This is a genomic window from Roseovarius tibetensis (genome assembly GCF_050896375.1).
Taxonomy (GTDB): Bacteria; Pseudomonadota; Alphaproteobacteria; order Rhodobacterales; family Rhodobacteraceae; genus Roseovarius; species Roseovarius tibetensis.
In genome coordinates this window covers 201,874-223,362 of sequence record NZ_JBPBBB010000003.1, presented here as the reverse complement: position 1 = coordinate 223,362, position 21,489 = coordinate 201,874, and the positions used below count along the sequence as shown (strand labels likewise).

Genomic DNA, 21,489 nt, shown 5'->3' with positions numbered 1-21,489 from the left:
GCGTTTCCGCGACCGCGAATACAGCTCGCGGTCAAATACGCTTGATCCGCTGGCCTCGTCATGGGATCTTGACGTCAGATGGTAGGCCACTTGGGGAATGTCGGACTCAAGGCGCGCTAAAAGTTGCTAACGAATCGTTGACGCGAATGTCCAATGCGATTCTATTCCGTCTTGGTGTTGTATTTGGAGGCATAAGAGATGAAAATGTGAAAGCAGTTTAAAGCGAGCGCGACCGCGTTGATAATCGTTATCGGCGCAGGATCTGTGCAGGCTGCAGACTTTAGTTTCACTGGGACGTTTGATCAAGACGATGATGTCCAGTTGTTCAACTTTCTAGTGGGAGCGTCGTCAACTGTAACTTTGCGCACGTACTCCTATGCAGGTGGAACACAAGCCGATGGTAATGTAGTATCGGCAGGCGGTTTCGACCCGATCCTCGCGTTGTTCGACTCGACCGGCGCGTTGATTAATCAAAACGATGATGGATCTGGCGTTCCCGCCGACCCGGTGACTTCTCTAACGTACGACACCTTGTTGTCGTCAACACTTGCCGCTGGCAGCTACACAGTATCGGTGATGCAGTATGACAATTTTGCCAATGGACCCAACCTTTCAGACGGGTTCGCCCAAGACGGTGCGGGCAACTTCACGGCATCATTGAACGGGTGTACCGCTAACATTTTCTGTGACGCTGGTGGGTATAGCCGCACAGGTGAGTGGGCGTTCGACGTGCTCAACGTTGAAAGTGCGAGTACACCGACCTCTCCCGTCCCTATCCCTGCAAGCCTCCCACTTCTCGCCATGGCAGTTGGAGCATTTGGGATTATGAGGCGTCGCCTCTAACTTACTAAATATTTTTTTAGTAGCGGCGCCCTTGTGGGGCGCCGTTTTCTGTTTAAGCCATAGACGTCGTTTGCGTCAGAAGCTATCCGAACGAACAAGACCTGTAGAAAGGGAGTCCCATGGCCAGCTACCAATACGTGTACCACATGCAGGGCGTCTCCAAGACCTACCCGGGCGGCAAGAAGTGCTTTGAGGATATCCACCTGAATTTCCTGCCCGGCGTCAAGATCGGCGTCGTGGGCGTCAACGGCTCTGGCAAGTCGACGCTGATGAAGATCATGGCCGGCCTCGACACCGAGTTCACGGGCGAGGCGTGGCGCGCCGAGGGTGCCCGCGTCGGGTACCTGCCGCAGGAACCCCAGCTTGATGAAACCCTCAGCGTGCGCGACAACGTCATGCTGGGCGTGGCCGAGAAGCAGGCCAAGCTGGAGCGGTTCAACGAACTTGCGATGAACTATTCCGACGAGACCGCCGACGAAATGGCGGCCCTGCAGGACGAGATCGACAGCGACAACCTGTGGGATCTCGACAGCCAGATCGACGTCGCGCTCGAGGCGCTGCGCTGCCCGCCCGACGATGCCGACGTGACGAAACTGTCGGGCGGCGAGAAACGCCGCGTGGCGCTGTGCAAGCTGCTGCTCGAAGCCCCCGACATGCTGCTGCTGGACGAGCCGACGAACCATCTTGACGCCGAGACCATCGCGTGGCTGCAACAGCATCTGATCGACTACAAGGGCACGATCCTGATCGTCACCCACGACCGCTATTTCCTCGACAACATCACCGGCTGGATTCTCGAACTCGATCGCGGGCGCGGCATCCCGTACGAGGGCAATTATTCAAGCTGGCTGGAACAGAAGGCCAAGCGGCTGGAGCGTGAGGCCAAGGAAGACAAGTCCAAGCAGAAGACCCTGCAACGCGAACTCGAATGGATGCGGCAGGGCCAAAAGGCGCGCCAGGCCAAGCAGAAGGCCCGGATCAACGCCTATAACGAGCTCGCCAACCAGTCAGAGCGCGAGAAACTGTCGCGTGCGCAGATCGTCATTCCCAACGGCCCGCGCCTGGGGTCCAAGGTGATCGAGGTCGAGGGGCTGAAAAAGCACATGGGCGACGTGCTGTTGATCGAGGATCTCAGCTTTGCCCTGCCGCCCGGCGGTATCGTCGGGGTGATCGGCCCCAACGGCGCGGGCAAGTCGACGCTGTTCAAGATGCTGACCGGCCACGAGGAACCGGACGAAGGCACGATCGAGTACGGCGACACCGTGCAGATGTCCTATGTCGACCAGTCGCGCGACGATCTCAAACCCGACGAGAATGTCTGGGAGGCGATCGCCGACGGCAAGGACATCATCAAGCTGGGCGATGCCGAGGTGAACGCCCGCGCCTATTGCTCGTCCTTCAACTTCAAGGGCGGCGACCAGCAAAAGAAGGTCTCGCTTCTGTCGGGGGGCGAGCGCAACCGCGTGCACATGGCGCGGCTTTTGAAAGAGGGGGGCAACGTCCTGCTCCTCGACGAGCCGACCAACGATCTCGACGTGGAAACCCTGCGCGCGCTCGAGGATGCGCTGGTGGATTTCGCCGGCTGCGCCGTGGTCATCTCCCACGACCGCTTTTTCCTCGACCGGATCTGCACGCATATCCTCGCCTTCGAGGGCGAGGCGCATGTCGAATGGTTCGAGGGCGCGTTCAGCGACTACGAGGAAGACAAGAAACGCCGCCTCGGCGCGGATGCGCTGGAACCCAAGCGCGTGAAGCACAAGAAATTTTCCAGGTGAGACCGCGTCCAGCAAAGCGCGGGTAGCCCGAGATGCAATCGTCCATTGCAGGCTTCGCGCTCGGGCTGGGGTTGATCCTCGCCATCGGGGCGCAAAATGCCTTCGTGCTGCGACAGGGGCTTAGGCGCGAGCATGTGCTGGCTGTGGTGCTGGTCTGTGCGGTCTCGGATGCCGTGCTGGTCACGGTTGGCGTCGCCGGGTTCGGCGCGCTGGCCGAGGCCGTGCCGGGGCTGGAGCGCGTCATGCGCTATGGCGGGGCCGCGTTTTTGGCCGTCTATGGCACGCGCGCCTTCCTGGCCGCGTGGCGCGGCGGAGCGGCGATGCAGGCCGGGACCGGGGCGGCCAGTCTGCGCCGGGCGGTGCTGACCTGCCTCGCGCTGACATGGCTCAACCCGCATGTCTATCTCGATACCGTGGTTCTTCTGGGCGCGGTCTCGGCCCAGTATCCCGACCGGCTGGCCTTTGGCGCCGGTGCGGTGACGGCAAGCTTCGTGTTCTTTTTCGCGCTCGGCTATGGCGCACGCCTGCTGGCCCCCATGTTTCGCAGCCCGACAAGCTGGCGCGTCCTTGACGGGGGCGTCGGGGTGGTCATGTGGGCGATCGCGATCGGCCTTTTGACCGGCTGAGCCATGCGCGAGGCGGGACAGGGTATTGCATTAAAAACATGGATCTGGCGGCCTATCGCGCTCGACAGGTGATAGCCGCCATGTGCTAATGCCACAATGACACCACAGCAGAGCACATATCCCGAACTGGCGGCGCGTCCGGGGTGGGGCGTTTTCTGGATGGTGGTGACGGGCATCCTGTTCGTTGCCGTTACGGCGCTGGTCAAGGTTCTGGGAACACGCGTCCCCGCGCCGCAGGCAGCGTTCCTGCGCTATGCAATGGGGCTGGTCTTCGTGCTGCCGATATTGGGCACCATGTGGTCGTTGCGGCCCGATCGCGGCACATGGGGCCTGATCGCGGCGCGCGGCGCCTTTCACACCGCCGGCGTCGCCCTGTGGTTCTACGCGATGGCGCGCATTCCCATCGCCGACGTGACGGCGATGAATTACCTGTCGCCGATCTACGTGACCCTCGGCGCGGCACTGTTTCTGGGGGAGCGTCTGGCGGCGCGCCGGGTTCTGGCCGTGGTGGTTGCCTTGTGCGGGGCGGTCGTCATCCTGAGACCGGGCTTTCGCGAGGTCGGGCCGGGCCATCTCGCGATGCTGTTCACGGCCGTGTTCTTTGGCGGGTCCTATTTGCTGGCCAAGATGATATCCGGACGGGTCAGCGCCGGTGTGGTCGTGTCCATGTTGTCGTTGACGGTGACAGTCGGGCTTGCGCCGGTGGCCTGGGCGGTATGGGTGACGCCGACCTTGTGGGAACTGGGGATCCTTGCGTGCGTGGCCTGTGTCGCGACCTGCGGTCATTACACGATGACGCTGGCTTTCCGGGCCGCGCCCCTTGCCGTCACCCAGCCCGTGACCTTTCTGCAGCTTGTCTGGGCGGTCATCCTTGGGGTGACTGTCTTTGGCGAAGGCGTCGACCTGTTCGTGGTTCTGGGCGGCACCATCATCGTGGGGGCGGTCAGCTTTATCAGTTGGCGCGAGGCGGTGTTGAAGCGGCGGGTGACACCGCCGGTTCCGGCCACGCGGATATGATGGCTGCGCGCCGCGGTGCAGGTCGAATAACATCCGTCCCAGTATGGCGACGAGGATGACGCGCGCCGCAATCAGGTCTGTGCCGCCACAGCCGCGCTCGGGACACCATGACCGACGGCCCCGCGCCTGCCTCGCGGCGTCTCAGCCGCGCGGATCGAGCAATTTCGTCAGAATACGATCACGGGTTATCTGACCCAGAAGTTCGCCGTCCTGCACCACGCCCAACGTCACGTCGCCGCCGAGCAGTTGTTGCATCACCGTCTGGATCGCGGCACCGGGCGGTACGCTGGCGGCCGGTGTGCCGGTGGCCGGTTCCATGAGGTCGCGCGCGCAGAGCACCCCAAGCGGGTTCATGTGGGCCACGAATTCTGCCACGTAATCGGTGGCGGGGTTGGTGAAGATATCCTGCGGGGTGCCGCATTGCACGATGCGCCCGCCCTCCATGATGGCGATGCGGTCCCCGATCTTGAACGCCTCGTCAAGGTCGTGGCTGACAAAGATGATCGTGCGCCCGAGCGAGGCCTGAAGATCCAGAAGCTCGTCCTGCAAGTGATTGCGGATTAGCGGATCGAGGGCCGAGAACGGCTCGTCCATCAGCAGGATCGGCGCGTCGGTGGCGAACGCACGGGCGAGGCCCACGCGCTGCTGCATGCCGCCCGACAGCTCGCCCACCTTGCGGTCGGCCCAATCGGACAGGCTGACGAGGTTGAGCTGGTTCACGACCCGTCTGGCGCGTTCCGATTTCGGGACGCCGGCAAGTTCGAGGCCAAGCCCGACATTCTGCGCGACCGTGCGCCATGGCAACAGGCCGAATTGCTGGAACACCATCGCGATATGCTGCTGGCGCAGGTGGCGCAACGAGGCCGGGGTGGCATGGGTCACGTCGACCATGGACGTGCCATCATGCACCTCGACCTTGCCGCGCGTGACGGGGTTGAGACCGTTGACGGCGCGCAGAAGCGTGGACTTGCCGGAGCCCGAAAGCCCCATGAGCACGACGATCTCGCCGGGCGCGACCGAGATATCGCAATCATGCACGCCGAGGACCTGCCCGGTGGCCTGTTGTATCTCGGATCGCGACTGTCCGGCATCCATCAGGGGCAGGGCCGTCTCTGGCGCGTCGCCGAAGACGATGGAGACATTGTCGAATCTGACACTCACATCGGTCATTTTCGGTCCTTCATGCGCAGCATCCGGTCAAGCACGATGGCCACCACGACAATCATCAGCCCGGATTCGAAGCCGAGCGAGATATTGACGGTGTTGATCGCCCGCAGCACTGGCACGCCCAGCCCGTCGGCCCCCACCAGCGCGCCGATCACCACCATCGACAGCGACAGCATGATGGTCTGGTTCAGCCCGGCCATGATCTGCGGCAGGGCGTAAGGCAGTTCCACCTTCCGCAGCGTCTGCCTGTTCGTGGACCCGAAGGCTTGCGCGGCCTCCAGCAGCGGCTGCGGCGTCGACGAAATCCCCAGATGTGTCAGGCGGATCGGCGCAGGCACCACGAAGATCACCGTGGCGATCAGGCCGGGCACCATGCCTATGCCGAAAAACACGATCGCCGGGATGAGATAGACGAAGGGCGGCAGGGTCTGCATCAGGTCGAGCACGGGGCGCATCGCGTCATACAGGCGCGGCCGGTGCGCGGCGGCGATGCCGATGGGCACGCCGATTGCCATGCAGAAGATGCACGACGACAGCACCAGCGTCAGGCTTTCGGTGGTTTCTTCCCAGTAATCCTGATTGAGGATGAAAAGGAAGCCGAGGATCACGAAAACGCAGGTTTTCCAGTTGCGCTGCAGCGTCCAGGTGATTGCCACGAAGACCGCGACGATGATCAACGGATGCGGCGTCTGCAACACCCACAGAAAGGTCTCGATCAGCCATTCCATCATGAGCGACAGCGCATCGAAAAACCCGGCGGCGTTGTCCTGCAGCCAGCGAAAGAAATTCTCGGCCCACTGGCCCACGGGGATCTTGTGCTCGCTCAGCCAGTCCATGGGAAGACATGCCCTTTTTGATTGTCGGAAAAACGCGGGGTGCCCCGCCCCGGTCCGGGGCGGGGCGGTGCGACGGGATCTTACATCCCGAGCGCGGTCTTGACGGCCGGCATCGCGTCGTTGCCATCACGGGTCGTCACACCGTCGAGCCATGGGGCGATCGCGTCGGGATTGGCCCGCAGCCACGTGCGCGCGGCCTCTGTGGGATCGGTCCCGTCCTGCAGGATCGCGCCCATGATCTCGTTCTCCATGCTTAGCGTGAATTCGAGATTCTGCAGGAACTGCCCCACGTTGGGACATTCCTCGACATACCCTGCGCGCGTGTTGGTGTGCACGGTAGCCCCACCCAGATCGGGGCCGAACCAGTCATCCCCGCCGGTCAGGTAGGTCATGTCGTGATTGGAGTTCATCGGGTGCGGCTCCCATCCGAGGAACACGATCGGCTCGTCGCGGCGGTCGGCGCGGCTGACCTGCGCCAGCATCCCCTGTTCGGAGCTTTCCCTCAGATCGAAGCCCGACAGGCCGAACGCGTCCGCCTCGATCATGTCGAGGATCAGGCGATTGCCGTCATTGCCCGGCTCGATGCCGTAGATCGTCTCGTCCAGCGCCTCGGCATGCTCGGCGATGTCCCCGAACGAGGTGATCCCGAGATCTGCCCCGACCGCGTTTGTGGCCAGCGTGTATTTCGCGCCGGTCAGGTTGGTGCGGACGGTGTCGACGGTTCCTTCCTCGCGGTAAGGGGCGATGTCGCCTTCCATCGTCGGCATCCAGTTGCCCAGGAACACGTCGATATCCCCGGCGGCCAGCGACTGGTAGGTGACCGGGACCGAGATGACCTTGGTTTCGGTGTCATAGCCCAGGGCCTCCAGCACCACGGTCGTCGCGGCGGTGGTGGCGGTGATGTCGGTCCAGCCCACGTCGGAAAAGGTCACCGTCTCGCAATTGGCAAGGGCGGGGCCCGCGGCGGTCGCAAGGGCGAGCGCGGTCAGGGGGGTCTTGAAAATCATGGTATAGAGTCTCCCGTTATCGGTTTGTCGGGCGCGCGGCCCGGTTTGGCCAGGGGCCCGGCTGGCGCTGCCACCGGGCCCCGGCAAAGGTGCGGTCATGGCCGATCAGGCGAACCACCAGCGCTCGACAAAGCGCATGCCGTCCACATCCCAGTTCGAGCTCATCTCCTCGGTATGGGCGACGTCCGTGGAATTGCCGAACACCCAGTTGGCGAACATCGGGACGATCACGCCGCCCTGGTTCGAGACCAGCGCCTGCATCTCGTAATACATTTCACGGCGCTTGTCCTCGTCGAGTTCCGAGCGCGCCTTGACCAGCAGTTCATCGAACCGCTCGTTGCACCAGAAACTGTCATTCCACGACGCGCCGCACTGATAGGCGGTCGAGAACATCTGGTCTTCGACCACGCGGCCGGACCAGTAGACCGCCGCGAAGTCCTTTTTCATCCAGACATCGGACCAGTACCCGTCATTGGGCTCGCGCGAGGGTTTCAGGTTGATGCCGGCCTCGGCGGCGGAGTTCTGGAACAGGACCGCGGCATCGACCGCGCCGACGAAGGCCGCCTCGGCTGCCGACAGGGTGACGTCGACGCTGTCGAGGCCGGCCTGCTTGAGGTAGTACTTTGCCTTGTCGGGATCGTAGCTCTTCTGCTCCAGCTCGTCGTTGAAGAACCGCTGGTTCGGGCCGATCGGGTGATCGTTGCCGACGGACCCGTAGCCGAAGAGAATCTTGTCGACCATTTCCTGCCGGTCGATGCCGTATTTCAGCGCCATGCGCACATTGTTGTCGTTATAGGGCGCCTCGCGCGTGTCCATGGCGAAGGTGTAGTGCTGCGTACCGGCCACCGCGTTCACCTGGATGTTGGGCCGCCGCTCCAGCAGGTTGACGGTCTTGAGGTCCAGCCGGTCCGCGACCTGAACGTCGCCCGACACAAGCGCGGTCGTGCGGGCGTTCTGATCGACGATGGCGAGCACCTCGGCACTGTCGAACCACGCCACGTCGTCGCGCCAGTGATCCGGGCGACGCTCGACCGAATACGAGACGCCCGGATTGAAGTCCTGCAGCACATAGCTGCCGCAGCCATCGCCCGAGCGCCAGTCGATGCTGTCGCCATCGGCGGGGCAGATCGCCAGGTGATAGTCGGCCAGGATGAACGGAAAGTCGGCATTGCCGCCATCAAGCGTGAAAACAACGGTGTCGTCGCCCTCGGTCGTGATCTCCTGGATCGGGGCAACGATCGGCCCGGCGGCCGATGTGCTGTCCTCGCCGCGGTGGAAGTTGATCGAGTTGACAACGTCGGCCAGTTCCAGCGGCTTGCCGGAATGAAAAGTGATGTCCTTGCGGATCTTGACCCGCCACACCTTGGCGTCGGGCGACGCTTCCCAGCTTTCGGCCACTTCGGGGCGCAGCGATCCGTCCTGCGCGACCTCGGTCAGGTGGCCGTGGATGGTGTAGGACAGCGAGGTGGTAAAGCTGTTCTCGTAGGTGCCGGGGTTCAGCGTGTCGGTGGTCGCCCCGTGGCCGATCGCGGCACGCAGGTGCCCGCCTCGCTTTGGCTGGGCCGCCGCACGCAGCGGAAGGCCCGCGGCAAGGGCAGCCCCGGCAGAGGTCGCCATGAAGCCGCGGCGATTCATGCGGCCTGAATTGAGAATGGTCATCGGTCGTCTCCCTTGGTTGATTTTGGTCCGGACCTTTCTGTGCCGGCGTCGGGCCAATGGGTCGATCTGCCGTCACGGTCGGTTGTGATCAGACTACGCTAATATGACGTCGCAGTGAATTACAACGTCGTTGGTGTAGCGACAGGTGCGTCTCACGAAAGGATGTCCCGCTTTATTGATTGACGGATCAATTAAATATCATTAGCCGACATATGGCAAGCAGGAGACAGACCAGGACATGCCAAAGGTAGGAATGCAGCCCATAAGACGGGCCGCGCTGATGGATGCCACGATTTGCGAAATCGGCGCGCGCGGCTCTCTGGACGTGACCGTGGCGCAGATCGCCCGGCGGGCCGGCATGTCCTCGGCACTGGCACATCATTATTTCGGATCGAAGGATCAGATCTTCGTGGCGGCAATGCGCCACATCCTGACGCTTTACGCCGCCGAGGTGCGCGGTGCGCTGATCATGGCGAAGACCCCGCGCGAGCGGATCGAGGCGATCATCCGCGCCAGCTTCACCCCCGCGCAGTTCCGCCCTGAGATGGTCGCGGCCTGGCTGAATTTCTATGTCCAGGCGCAGCGGTCCGATGCGACCCGCAAGCTTTTGAACATCTACCAGCGGCGGCTGCGCTCGAACCTGCATCACGCGATCCGCCAGATCGACGCGGATCAGGCGCGCACCCTGACCCGTGGCTGCGCCGCGATGATCGACGGTCTCTACATCCGCCAGGCGCTCGGCGAGGGCGGAATCGCACCCGAGACCGCGATCGACGTGCTGCTGCATTACCTTGACACCAGCCTGCCGGGAGAGACCCCATGACCCAAACGCCCAACATCCTGATCTTCATGGTGGACCAGCTGACCGGAACGCTGTTCGAGGATGGCCCGGCGGACTGGCTGCACGCGCCCAACCTGAGGCGGCTGGCGGATCGCTCCACCCGCTTTGCCAATGCCTACACCGCCAGCCCGCTCTGCGCGCCGGGGCGCGCGAGCTTCATGTCCGGGCTGCTGCCGTCCCGTAGCCGCGTCTACGACAACGCCGCCGAATTCTCGGCCGACATCCCAACCTTCGCCCACCACCTGCGCCGCGCGGGCTACCAGACCTGCCTCTCGGGCAAGATGCATTTCGTCGGCCCCGATCAGCTCCACGGCTTCGAGGCGCGGCTGACGACCGACATCTACCCGGCCGATTTCGGCTGGACCCCGGATTACCGCAAGCCCGGCGAGCGCATCGACTGGTGGTATCACAACCTCGGCAGCGTCACCGGCGCGGGCGTGGCCGAGATCTCCAACCAGATGGAATACGACGACGAGGTGGCCTTTCACGGCGCGCAGAAGGTCTACGATCTGGGGCGCGGGCACGACCCGCGGCCGTGGTGCCTGACGGTAAGCTTCACCCACACGCATGATCCATATGTCGCGCGGCGCAAGTACTGGGATCTCTACGAAGACTGCGAGCACTTGCTCCCGCAGGTCCCGGCGATGGACTACACCGATCACGACCCGCACTCGCAACGCATCTTCGACGCCAATGACTGGCGCTCCTTCGAGATCACCGACGAGGATATCCGTCGCTCGCGCCGGGCCTATTTCGCCAACATCTCCTATATCGACGACAAGATCGGCCAGGTGATGGAGGCGCTGGAGGGCACGCGGCAGACCGAGGACACGATCATCCTATTCGTGGCCGATCACGGCGACATGCTGGGCGAGCGCGGGCTGTGGTTCAAGATGTCCTTCTACGAGGGCTCGGCGCGCGTGCCGCTGATGATCGCGGCCCCGGACATGGCACCCGGCCGCGTCACCGCCCCGGTCAGCACGATCGATGTCTGCCCCACGCTCTGCGATCTGGCCGGCGCCGACATGTCCGAGATCGACCCTTGGGTCGAGGGGCAGTCGCTTGTCCCGCTGGGGCAGGGCGGGTCGCGCGAGGCCCCCGTGGCGATGGAATACGCCGCCGAGGCGAGCTATGCGCCGCTTGTCGCGTTGCGCGACACGCGTTGGAAATACACGCGTTGCGCGCTCGACCCCGAGCAGCTCTTCGACCTCGACGCCGATCCGCACGAGCTGACCAACCTCGCCGACGATTCCGCTCATGCCGACACGCTGGCACGGCTGCGCGCCGAGGCAGACGCCCGCTGGGATCTCGACGCGTTCGACGCCCAGATCCGCGAGAGCCAGGCGCGGCGCCATGTCGTCTACGAGGCGCTGCGCGAGGGCGGCTACTACCCGTGGGATTACCAGCCGCTGCAAAAGGCGTCCGAGCGCTACATGCGCAACCACATGAATCTCAACGAGGTCGAGGAAAACCAGCGTTTCCCGCGAGGCGAATGATGGTTTCACCTTTCCAGAAATACTCGAAATCCACCGCCAGCCCCAAGGAGCAACGCTGATGGAGGCCGATTACGTCATCGTCGGCGCGGGCAGCGCCGGGTGCGCCATGGCGTACCGGCTGGCCGAGGCCGGCAATTCCGTTCTGGTGATCGAGCATGGCGGCACGGATGCCGGCCCGTTCATCCAGATGCCCGGCGCGCTGAGCTATCCGATGAACATGCGCCGCTACGACTGGGGCTACCAGACAGAGCCCGAGCCGCATCTCGGCGGGCGGCGACTGGCCTGTCCGCGCGGCAAGGTGATCGGCGGCTCCAGCAGCATCAACGGCATGGTCTATGTGCGGGGTCACGCGCGCGATTACGACCACTGGCGCGATCAGGGGGCCGATGGCTGGGGGTTTGCCGACGTGCTGCCCTATTTCAAACGCCTGGAGTGCTGGCATGACGGCGGGCATGGGGGCGATCCGGCGTGGCGCGGACAGGACGGCCCGCTGCATGTCAGCCGCGGCCGCATGCGCAACCCGTTGGTGCGTGCCTTCATCGAGGCCGGCGTCGAGGCCGGCTATCCCGCGACCGATGACTATAACGGCCACCAACAGGAAGGGTTCGGACCGTTTGAGATGACGGTCCACAAGGGCCAGCGCTGGTCGGCGGCCAACGCCTATCTGCGGCCCGCCCTCAAGCGCGAGACCTGCGATCTGATACGCGGCTTTGTCCGCCGCGTGGTGATCGAGGACGGCCGCGCGACAGGTGTCGAGATCGCACGTGGCGGCGGCACCGAGATCGTGCGCGCCCGCGCCGAGGTGATCGTTGCCGCGTCCTCGATCAACTCGCCCAAGCTGTTGATGCTGTCGGGTGTCGGCCCCGCCGCGCATCTGGCCGATCACGGGATCCCGGTCGTCGCCGACCGTCCGGGCGTGGGGGCCAACCTGCAGGACCATCTGGAGCTTTACATCCAGATCGCCGCAAGCCAACCGGTCAGTCTGTACAAATACTGGAACCTGCCGGGCAAGGCCTGGGTCGGGCTGCGCTGGCTTCTGGGCCGGGGCGGGCCGGGGGCCTCCAACCAGTTCGAAAGTTGCGGCTTCATCCGCTCGGGCCCCGGCGTGGACTATCCCGATATCCAGTTTCATTTCCTGCCCATCGCAGTGCGCTACGACGGCAAGGCCGCGGCCGAGGGGCACGGATTTCAGGCGCATGTCGGGCCGATGCGCAGCGCCTCGCGCGGCTCCGTCACCCTGCGCAGCAATGACCCGGCCGATGATCCGGTGATCCGCTTCAACTACATGAGCGAGGACAGCGACTGGATCGATTTCCGGCGCTGCATCCGCCTGACGCGCGAGATCCTCGGCCAGCCTGCCTTCGCGCCCTACACACGCCACGAGATCCAGCCGGGCGCAGATGTACAAAGCGACGAGGATCTCGACGCGTTCATCCGCGAACACGCCGAAAGCGCCTATCATCCTTGCGGCACCTGCAAGATGGGGCGCGCCGACGACCCGGATGCGGTGGTCGACCCGCAAGGCCGCGTGATCGGCGTGGAGGCGCTGCGCGTGGCCGATTCGAGCATCTTCCCGCGGATCACCAACGGCAATCTCAACGCGCCCTCGATCATGGCCGGCGAGAAGATCGCCGATCATGTCCTTGGCCGCTGCCTGCCCGCAGATAATTCAGAGCCCTGGATGCATCCCGATTGGGAGGTGACGCAGCGGTGATCCTGCCGTGACCTTGTGAAATTAACCTTTTGTTCACCTTTCGTCTTGAGTGCCCTGCTACCGCCTTCCATAAGGCGGCATGGTGCGATGTATCCTTGTTCTTGTCCTGTCCTTGTGGCCTGTTTCCGGATCGGGGCAGGTGTTTGGCGACGAGGTGCGCGTCGTGGACGGCGACACGCTGGACGTCGGAACCACGCGCGTGCGCCTGCACGGGATCGACGCGCCGGAACTGGGGCAGCCGTGCACCGACCGGGCCGGTTTAAGATGGGACTGTGGCCGCTGGGTCGCGCACGAGGTTCGGGCGCGTATCGGCGCGCGCAAACTGAGGTGCGAGGTGATGGACACGGATAGATACGGGCGCACGGTGGCGCGCTGCACACTGGCCGGGCAGGATCTGGGCCGGATAATGGTGCGGGACGGGCTGGCACTGGCGTATCGCACGTATTCCATGGACTATCACCCGGATGAAACGGCGGCACGGCGGGCTGGACGCGGATTGCACGGTCAGCGGATGGTACGGCCCGACATATACCGGCGGACGCAATACGCGCCATCCGCGCGCCCGGCTACGCCGACAGATCCCGCCTGTACGATCAAGGGCAATATCGGCCGCTCGGGCACGCGGATTTATCATGTGCCGGGGCAGGCCTTTTATGACCGGACCGTCATCCGCACCGAGGCCGGGGAACGCTGGTTCTGTGCCGAGGCCGAGGCGCGCGCGGCGGGATGGCGGCGGGCCAGGCGATAGGGATCCGAAGGTGACGCAGTGCAGGCCCGACGGGCGCGCGTTTGATCCCGATCAAGGCCATCCGCATCATGGTCCCTTACCGTGTCACTGGTACCATCAAACAAGGATTAGCACGATGTCCCACACCCCCCACGAGCTGCATGAAGAGTTTCCCGACCTTGCCGACAAGATCAGCGAAATGAAGCAGACCGACGCCCATTTCGCCCGGCTGGCCGATGAGTATCACGACATCAACCGGCAGATCCACGGGGCGGAAACACTGGTGTCTCCGGTCGAGGAATTGACCGAAGTCGAGATGCGCAAGAAGCGTGCCAACCTCAAGGACCAGCTCTATCACATGCTGACCGCCTGAACGCGGCCTTTCGACGGCCGCGACCATGCAGATCGGACCCGTGCGGGACGCCGTTTTACGATACCCGATGCGTCCCGCACCATGCCGGGTCATGCCGTCATGCGATCGGGTGCAGACCCCTTGCCGGCAGGGCGATATGTGCCGAATTTCGCGCCATGCGGGCTAACCTGCGAATTAACGGTTGAAATTCCGACTGGCTCCATCGTTAAGTGCACGTCCATATGGACAGGGCCCGAAGGTTGGATAGCCGCGCATGTCATTCGAACAGATCTTCGTTCTGGTGCTTCTGGCGGTGGTGTTCATCTTCTTCATCAAGGAGATCTACCCGCCGGAAGTGACAGCGCTTGCCGCTTCGGCGGTGCTGCTGGCGACGGGTATCATCCAGACTTCGGATTTCCTGACGGTCTTCAGCTCGTCCGCGCCGATCACCATCGCGATGATGTTCATACTGTCGGCGGCCCTCGAACGCACCGGTGTTCTGGAACTGATCGGGGATTTCCTGCGCAAGCAGGCGCGCGGCTCTTTTTTGCGCACGATCCTGCTGATGATGTTCGGCTCGATGATCGCGTCGGCCGTCATGAACAACACCCCCGTGGTCATCCTGCTGACGCCCGTGATCATTTCGCTGGCCGGTTCGCTCGGGGTGGCGCCGTCGCGGCTGCTGATCCCGCTATCCTATTCGGCGATCTTCGGGGGCACGCTGACGCTGGTCGGCACCTCGACCAACATCCTGATGAGCGGTGTCGCCGCAGATGCGGGTCAGCCGCCCCTGTCGATGTTCGAGATGACGCTGCCGGGTCTCGTTCTGTGCACGGTCGGGGTGCTTTACATGGTGCTGGCGGGGCGGTTCCTGTTGCCGGATCGCGCATCGCTCGCCTCGGTTCTGGGGCATGAAAGCAAGCGCAAGTTTCTGGCGCGTCTGCTGATACCGCATGAATCGCGCTATATCGGCAAGAGCCTTGACGAGTTGCCCTTCAACAAGTCCGGGGCCCGCATCCTAGACGTGGTGCGCGGCGAGGTGTCGATGCGCCGGCACCTCAAGGAGCTCGCGCTCATGGCCGGGGACCGCGTTGTGATCAAGACCGATACCGGCGAGATCCTCGGGCTCAAGGACGATGGCGAGGTCGAGTTCCGCGACATGGACGAAAGCGGGTTCGAGCCGGTGACCGCCGACCGCACCATCACCATGGAGGCCAGCGTTGGGCCCAATTCGCATCTGCGCGGGCGCCCGATCAAGGATCTCAAACTGCGTCGCAAATACGGTGTCTACCTGATGGCGGTGCATCGCCACGAACAGAACATCTCGCGCGACATTCAGGACACGCGGCTGCAATTCGCGGACACGCTTCTGCTTGAAGGCCCGCCCGAGGGGCTGCGCCGGATGATGGATGACGGCGGGATCATCAACCTGACCACGACATCCGAACGCCCGGTGCGCCGCGACAAGGCCCCGCTGGCCATTGGCATCATCGCCATCGTGATGGGGCTGGCCGCGGCCGGTATCATGCCGATCGCAGGGCTGGCGGTGATCGGGGCCTCTGTGGTGATGCTGACGCGCTGTCTCGACCCGGACGAGGCGTTCGATGCGATCGACTGGCGCATCCTGTTCCTGATCTTCGGCATGCTCGGCATGAGCATGGGCATGGAGGAGACGGGCGCGGCCCGCGTTGTGGTCGAGTCGGTGATCTATCTGGTCGGCGGTCTGGGCCCCATCGCGGTGCTTGCGGCCGTCTACGTGATGACCTCGGTGTTGACAGAGATGGTGTCGAACAATGCCGTCGCCGTCCTCGTCGGTCCGATCGCCATCGCGATTGCGCTGGAACTGGGGTTCGATCCCCGGCCGTTCATCATCGCCGTCATGTTCGCGGCCTCGGCCAGTTTTGCCACACCCATCGGATACCAGACAAATACCTTCGTCTACGGCGCGGGGGGGTACAAGTTCCGGGATTTCATCGTGGTCGGGCTGCCGCTCAATGCGATTTTCGCAGTGGTCGCGGTTCTGGTCATTCCGCTTTTCTTCCCGTTCTGACGCTGGCCGGGCGCTCGTGTCGCGCTTTTCGCGGCGGTCGCGATGGCGTATGCCCATGATGCTGTTCGGAGGACCCTGTCATGATGTCATCACCCACGTCTCTGTCGCGCGATCTGGTTCTGGTCGGGGGCGGGCACGCGCATGCCCTCGTGCTGCGGATGTGGGGCATGGACCCCGTGCCGGGGGCGCGGCTTACCCTGATCGACCCGAACCCGATGGCCCCCTATACCGGCATGCTGCCGGGGCTGGTGGCGGGGCATTACCGGCGTGATGCGCTGGAGATCGACCTTGTGCGGCTGGCGCGCTTTGCGGGCGCGCGTCTTCTGATCGGGGCGGTCACGGAGATCGACGCAAGGTCGCGGCGTATCGCCGTCGACGGCCATGGCGAGATTGCCTATGATGTGGCCAGCGTCGATGTCGGCATCCATTCCGCGATGCGCGAACTGCCCGGCTTTGCCGCGCATGGCATGGCGGTCAAGCCGCTGGGTCCGTTTGCCCAGACCTGGGAGAGGTTCGTGGCACGCGTGACGGCGGGTGACGCCGCGCCGCGCATAGCGGTGGTCGGTGGCGGGATTGCCGGGGTCGAACTGGCGATGGCCATGGCGCATCGGCTGCGGCAGGCGATGCAACGGGCCGGTGCAGCCCCGGAAAGCGCCGAAATCACCCTGATCGAGCGCAGCGCGCAGATCACTCCCGACACGCCGGGGCCCCGGACCCGCCTGCTGCGCGCACTCGGGGAGATGGGCGTGACCGTCATGACCGATGCGCAAGTGGCCGAGATTACGGATACGCAGGTCATCCTGAGCGATGGCAGACGGATCAACGCCGCGTTCACGGCGGGGGCCGCAGGTGCGCGCGCCCATCCCTGGATCGCCGAGAGCGGCCTGCCGGTGACGGATCACGGCTTTCTGCGCGTCGGTCCCGATCTGCGGGTCGAGGGCACCGAGACGCTGTTCGCCGCCGGCGATTGCGCGCATCTGAGCCATGCGCCGCGTCCAAAGGCCGGCGTGTTCGCGGTGCGTGCCGCGCCGGTGCTGCGGGACAATCTGCGCGCGGCGCTTTCCGGGGGCCGGTTGCGTCGCTTCCGACCGCAACGCCATTATCTGAAGCTTGTCTCGCTTGGCGAAAAATCGGCGCTGGCCGAGAAGGCGGGGTTGACCGTCTCGGGGCCGTTGCTCTGGCACTGGAAAGACCGGATCGACCGCCGGTTCATGACGCAGTTCACCGCGCTTCCGTCGATGCCGGCACCAAAGCCGCCGCGCGTCACGGCCCTTGACGAAGAGACCGGAGACGATCCGCTTTGCGGGGGATGCGGCAGCAAGGTGGCGCCGTCGGTGCTGGCCGACACGCTGGCGGCGCAACCCCATGGCACGCGCCCCGACATCCTGACCGGGCCGGGCGATGACGCGGCGCTTCTGGAGATGGGCGGGGTGCGGCAGGTCCTGACAACCGATCATCTGCGCGCGTTCATTCTGGATTACGGGCGCATGGCGCGGATCACCGCGCTGCATGCGCTTGGCGATATCTGGGCCATGGGCGCGCGTCCGCAGGCCGCACTGGTGTCGATCACCCTGCCGCGCATGTCCGAGCCGTTGCAGGCCCGCACGATGGCCGAGATCATGGCGCAGGCCGGGGCGGCCTTGCGCGGGGCCGGGGCCGAGATCGTCGGCGGGCATTCCAACATGGGGGCAGAATTGAGCATCGGGTTCACACTGACCGGGCTGCTGGACCGGCCGGCGATTTCCACCGGTGGCGCACGGGCAGGTGACGCGGTGATCCTGACGCGGCCGATCGGGTCGGGCACGCTTTTGGCCGCGGAAATGCGCGGGCTGGCGCAAGGTGGCGACATCGTGGCGCTGCTCGCAGTGTTGGCAAAGCCCCAGGGCGACGCGGCAGAGATCCTTGGCGATGCCCATGCGATGACGGATGTGACGGGCTTCGGACTGGCCGGGCATCTTGCCGCCATCTGCCGCGCATCCCGTGTTGCCGCGCATCTCGATCTGGCCGCGATCCCGATTTTTGCCGGGGCCGAGGGGCTTGCGGCGCAAGACATACGGTCGACGGTCTGGACGGCCAACCGTCGTGCGGCCCCGGTGATCGGGGCAGGGGACGGCCCGCGCGCGGTGCTGTTGCACGATCCGCAAACGGCGGGCGGGTTGCTGGCGGCGGTCGCCCCCGAGACAGCTGCGGCGCACATCGAGGCCCTGCGCGCCGCCGGTCACGATGCGGCGATCATCGGGCGCGTGATCGATGGCCCGGCAGAGATACGCGCGGTCTAGCCCGCGTCAGCCGTGCCCGGCGATCAGGCGTCGCGCGGTCGCGGCGAGTGTTGCGTCCGTGAGGTCCGCCAGTTCCAGCGTCGGCCCGTCATGCCGCGTCGTCATGCGCGTGTAGCGCGGGTCGTAATGCTGCGTGATCAGCGCCTCGACCAGCGCCGCAAGGTCACCCCTCGCGGCCAGATCGCGCCACTCCGCCACCACCTCGTGCCCGTGAAAGCGTACGAGCCGTCCCAGCGTCGCCTCGATCTGCGCCGGGTCCAGATCCTCATACTCTGCCATCAGGTGCCCGACACGCGCGCCAAGCGGCGCGGTGATCCGCACGGCCTGCGCGGCCTTCATCGCCACAGCCAGTGCGGGTGGCAGGTTGATCCGGCCGATGCGCGTGCTCTCGGCCTCGACAAAGACAGGGCGCGCGGGATCGAGCCGTCTGACCTGATCGGCCAGCCTGCTTTCGAACCCCTTTTGCGCGGGTTGCGGGTGCGCCATGGACCCGAAGACAGACCCCCGATGCGCCGCCAGACCTTCGAGATCAAGGATCTGTGCGCCCTCATGCTCAAGGTGACCCAGAAGCCGCGTCTTGGCGGTGCCGGTGCCGCCGTCGATCAGTATGATTTGCGCGGGGAACGGCGAATCGTAAAGCGCCGCCGAGACCAGCCGGCGATAGCTGCGATAGCCGCCCGCAATGGTGTCCGCCCGCCAGCCGATCTGTTGCAGGATGCCGGTGAATGATCCCGACCGCTGCCCGCCGCGCCAGCAATAGACCAGCGGGCGGTAGCCGCCATCACGATCCGCAAGCGTGGTTTCCAGATGCAGGGCCGCGTTGCGTGCGACAAGCGCGGCCCCGACCTTGCGCGCAAGGAACCTGTCCTGCTGCACGTAGATCGTGCCGACGCGCGCGCGCTCATCATCCGACAGGACGGGAAGGTTGATCGCGCCGGGCACATGATCCTCGGCATATTCCGATGGCGAGCGTACATCGATGATCTCGTCGAAGGGCCGCGCGTCGAGGTCGCCAAGGGTCTTGAGGGTGATGGGCATCGTGCGGTGCGGGTATCCTGCTGGCGCGTTGGCCCGTGCATGCGCCGCGTGTCGGGGGAAATCAAGCCGTTTCGGCGTCAGCGGCCCCCGGTCCACCTGCACCGCACAGGGCGCGCGGGCGGCCGGGCCGGGGGACGGTGATCGCAATCGGCGCCGGCGTCCGGCGCCGCCCGGATCATATCGCCTTGCGCAAGCCCATGAACCGGGCCCGCGCGCGGGGATCGTTGTCGAACAGCGCGGCCAGTTGCTCGGTCATCGCGCCGGCCAGTTGATCGGCATCGGTGATGGTTACCGCACGGTCGTAATAGCGCGTCACGTCATGGCCGATGCCGATCGCCAGCAATTCGACCTGGCGGCGGCGTTCGACCATGGCGATCACGTCGCGCAGGTGCTTTTCAAGGTAATTGGCGGGATTGACCGACAGCGTGCTGTCATCCACCGGGGCACCATCGGAGATTACCATCAGGATCTTGCGCGCTTCCTTGCGGGCCACCGTCCGCCTGTGCGCCCATTCCAGCGCCTCGCCGTCGATATTCTCCTTCAGCAGCCCTTCCTTCATCATCAGGCCCAGGTTGTCGCGCGTCCGCCGCATCGGCGCGTCGGCGGACTTGTAGACGATGTGACGCAAATCGTTCAGCCGTCCGGGCAGTTGCGGGCGACCGTCGGCCAGCCACTTTTCACGGCTTTGCCCGCCCTTCCACGCGCGGGTGGTAAAACCGAGGATTTCGACCTTGACCGAGCAACGTTCGAGCGTGCGCGCCAGCACGTCGGCGCAGATCGCGGCGATGGATATTGGCCGCCCCCGCATCGAGCCGGAATTGTCCAGCAGCAGTGTCACGACCGTATCGCGAAACTCTGTATCCTTTTCCACCTTGAAGCTGAGCGGGGTGGTCGGGTTGGCGACCACACGGGCTAGCCGCCCGGCATCCAGGATGCCTTCCTCGCGGTCGAACTCCCAGGACCGGCTCTGTTGCGCCTGAAGCCGGCGTTGCAGCTTGTTGGCCAGCCGCGACACGGCCCCCTTCAGCGGGTCGAGCTGCTGATCGAGATAGGCGCGCAGGCGTTCAAGCTCGATCGGTTCGGCCAGATCCTCGGCGCGGACCTCTTCGTCGTGGGTGGCGTCGAACACGGTGTAGGTGGGATCGGCATCCGAGACTGGCTGTGGTGTCGGCGGCTCCAGCGGGGCCTCGCCCTCGGGCAGCTCGGTCTCGTCGTCCATCTCGTCATCGGCCAGATCGTCCATGCTGACCTGCGACTGCGCCGCGTCCTGCTGTTCATCCTGACTGCGTTCGGGATCGGCGTCGGCCTCGTCCTCTTGGCTGTCGTCTTCGCCACTGTTATCGGGCTCGTCCTGATCTTCGCCGGTGTCCTCGGCCTCGTCGTCCTCGTCATCCTGCGAGTCGTCGGGGTCGTCGCCCAACTGGTCGCCATAGCCCAGATCCTCGATGATCCGGCGGGCGAACTTGGCAAAGGAGGTCTGATCGGCTAGCGTATCCTGCAGGTTTTCCAGCGTGCCGCCGGCCTGCTTTTCGATGAAGTCGCGCCACAGCTCCATCACGTTCTGCGCGCCGGCCGGCATGTCGCGGCCCGTTGCGAGGTGACGGATCAGGTAGCCCGCAGCGGCCGGCAGCGGGGCGTCGGCGGCCGCAGTCATCTGATCGTATCCCAGCCGGGCCGCATCCTGCCCGATCCGCGCGTCGATATTCGTGGCCGTGCCGGGCATTTCACGCGCGCCGACGGCCTCGCAGCGGGCGGTCTCCATCGCCTCGTAAAGCTCTCGGGCCATGTCGCCTTGCGGGCTGTAGCGGGCGTGCAGGCCGGCATCGTGGAACTTGTGGCGCAGCGCCAGCGCGTCCGCCGTCCCGCGCGCGATCAGCACTTCCTCCTTGGACATGCGGCGCGAGATCTGCGGCAGCCGCATCGCGTCGCCGGAAACCCCGCTGGGATCGACCGAATAGCTGACCGACAGATCGGAATCGTCGGCCATCACCTTGGTCGCGTTGGCGAGCGCCTTCTTGAACGGGTCGGCCGGGTTGTCGGTGGGTTTGTTCATTGCGGGTCC

The 21,489-nt window shown here is 64.8% G+C and carries 17 protein-coding genes; 11 read left to right on the top strand and 6 right to left on the bottom strand.

Annotated elements, in window-relative coordinates:
- Positions 1–237: 237 nt before the first annotated feature.
- The 4 genes from ACROSR_RS04030 (at position 238) to ACROSR_RS04015 (ending at position 4,261) form a co-directional block, all read left to right on the top strand.
- Positions 238–843, top strand: coding sequence for a DVUA0089 family protein (locus ACROSR_RS04030; RefSeq protein ID WP_432682484.1), 606 nt, complete (start codon positions 238–240; stop codon positions 841–843).
- Positions 844–962: 119 nt separating this feature from the next.
- The gene (gene ettA, locus ACROSR_RS04025; RefSeq protein WP_432682483.1) at positions 963–2,618 is read left to right on the top strand and encodes an energy-dependent translational throttle protein EttA; all 1,656 of its coding nucleotides are present in this window, start codon (positions 963–965) and stop codon (positions 2,616–2,618) included.
- A 32-nt stretch (positions 2,619–2,650) separates the two neighbouring features.
- Positions 2,651–3,244: a LysE/ArgO family amino acid transporter gene (locus tag ACROSR_RS04020; RefSeq protein ID WP_432682482.1), complete on the top strand. Its 594-nt coding sequence runs from the start codon at positions 2,651–2,653 to the stop codon at positions 3,242–3,244.
- Between the two features lie 96 nt (positions 3,245–3,340).
- Entirely contained in the window at positions 3,341–4,261 is a 921-nt protein-coding gene (locus ACROSR_RS04015; protein ID WP_432682481.1) for a DMT family transporter, read from the top strand.
- A gap of 141 nt (positions 4,262–4,402) precedes the next feature.
- Here the strand turns inward: ACROSR_RS04015 and choV are convergent, their stop codons facing one another.
- The 4 genes from choV to ACROSR_RS03995 form a co-directional block, all read right to left on the bottom strand.
- Complete coding sequence (gene choV / locus ACROSR_RS04010; RefSeq protein ID WP_432682480.1) at positions 4,403–5,431, bottom strand: choline ABC transporter ATP-binding protein; 1,029 nt, start codon at positions 5,429–5,431, stop codon at positions 4,403–4,405.
- A complete protein-coding gene (gene choW, locus ACROSR_RS04005; protein ID WP_432682479.1) occupies positions 5,428–6,264 on the bottom strand; it encodes a choline ABC transporter permease subunit in 837 nt (278 codons plus the stop codon). Before choW ends, choV begins: the two co-directional genes overlap by 4 nt.
- Before the next feature lie 80 nt (positions 6,265–6,344).
- Positions 6,345–7,271, bottom strand: a complete 927-nt coding sequence (locus ACROSR_RS04000; protein WP_432682478.1) for a choline ABC transporter substrate-binding protein — start codon at positions 7,269–7,271, stop codon at positions 6,345–6,347.
- Between the two features lie 105 nt (positions 7,272–7,376).
- Positions 7,377–8,930 carry an ABC transporter substrate-binding protein gene (locus ACROSR_RS03995; protein WP_432682477.1) on the bottom strand — a complete coding sequence of 518 codons (1,554 nt, stop codon included), beginning with the start codon at positions 8,928–8,930 and terminating at the stop codon, positions 7,377–7,379.
- A 238-nt stretch (positions 8,931–9,168) separates the two neighbouring features.
- On the opposite strand from ACROSR_RS03995, the gene betI reads away from it, so the two are divergent.
- The 7 genes from betI (at position 9,169) to selD (ending at position 18,389) form a co-directional block, all read left to right on the top strand.
- Entirely contained in the window at positions 9,169–9,753 is a 585-nt protein-coding gene (betI, locus tag ACROSR_RS03990) for a transcriptional regulator BetI (RefSeq protein WP_432682476.1), read from the top strand.
- Positions 9,750–11,267 (top strand): choline-sulfatase, encoded by a 1,518-nt coding sequence (betC, locus tag ACROSR_RS03985; protein WP_432682475.1) that lies wholly within the window; start codon positions 9,750–9,752, stop codon positions 11,265–11,267. Before betI ends, betC begins: the two co-directional genes overlap by 4 nt.
- Before the next feature lie 58 nt (positions 11,268–11,325).
- Complete coding sequence (gene betA, locus ACROSR_RS03980; protein WP_432682474.1) at positions 11,326–12,981, top strand: choline dehydrogenase; 1,656 nt, start codon at positions 11,326–11,328, stop codon at positions 12,979–12,981.
- A 112-nt stretch (positions 12,982–13,093) separates the two neighbouring features.
- Positions 13,094–13,729, top strand: a complete 636-nt coding sequence (locus tag ACROSR_RS03975) for a thermonuclease family protein (protein ID WP_432682473.1) — start codon at positions 13,094–13,096, stop codon at positions 13,727–13,729.
- 115 nt (positions 13,730–13,844) lie between these two features.
- Positions 13,845–14,081, top strand: coding sequence for an HP1242/YdcH family protein (locus tag ACROSR_RS03970; protein ID WP_432682472.1), 237 nt, complete (start codon positions 13,845–13,847; stop codon positions 14,079–14,081).
- 253 nt (positions 14,082–14,334) lie between these two features.
- A complete protein-coding gene (locus tag ACROSR_RS03965; RefSeq protein ID WP_432682471.1) occupies positions 14,335–16,110 on the top strand; it encodes an SLC13 family permease in 1,776 nt (591 codons plus the stop codon).
- A gap of 80 nt (positions 16,111–16,190) precedes the next feature.
- On the top strand, positions 16,191–18,389 hold the full coding sequence (gene selD, locus ACROSR_RS03960) for a selenide, water dikinase SelD (protein WP_432682470.1): 2,199 nt from the start codon (positions 16,191–16,193) through the stop codon (positions 18,387–18,389).
- A 6-nt stretch (positions 18,390–18,395) separates the two neighbouring features.
- Here the strand turns inward: selD and mnmH are convergent, their stop codons facing one another.
- Together mnmH and cobT are read right to left on the bottom strand one after the other, a co-directional pair.
- Entirely contained in the window at positions 18,396–19,427 is a 1,032-nt protein-coding gene (mnmH, locus tag ACROSR_RS03955) for a tRNA 2-selenouridine(34) synthase MnmH (protein ID WP_432682469.1), read from the bottom strand.
- A 175-nt stretch (positions 19,428–19,602) separates the two neighbouring features.
- Positions 19,603–21,480, bottom strand: a complete 1,878-nt coding sequence (cobT, locus tag ACROSR_RS03950; protein ID WP_432682468.1) for a cobaltochelatase subunit CobT — start codon at positions 21,478–21,480, stop codon at positions 19,603–19,605.
- Positions 21,481–21,489 lie beyond the last annotated feature (9 nt).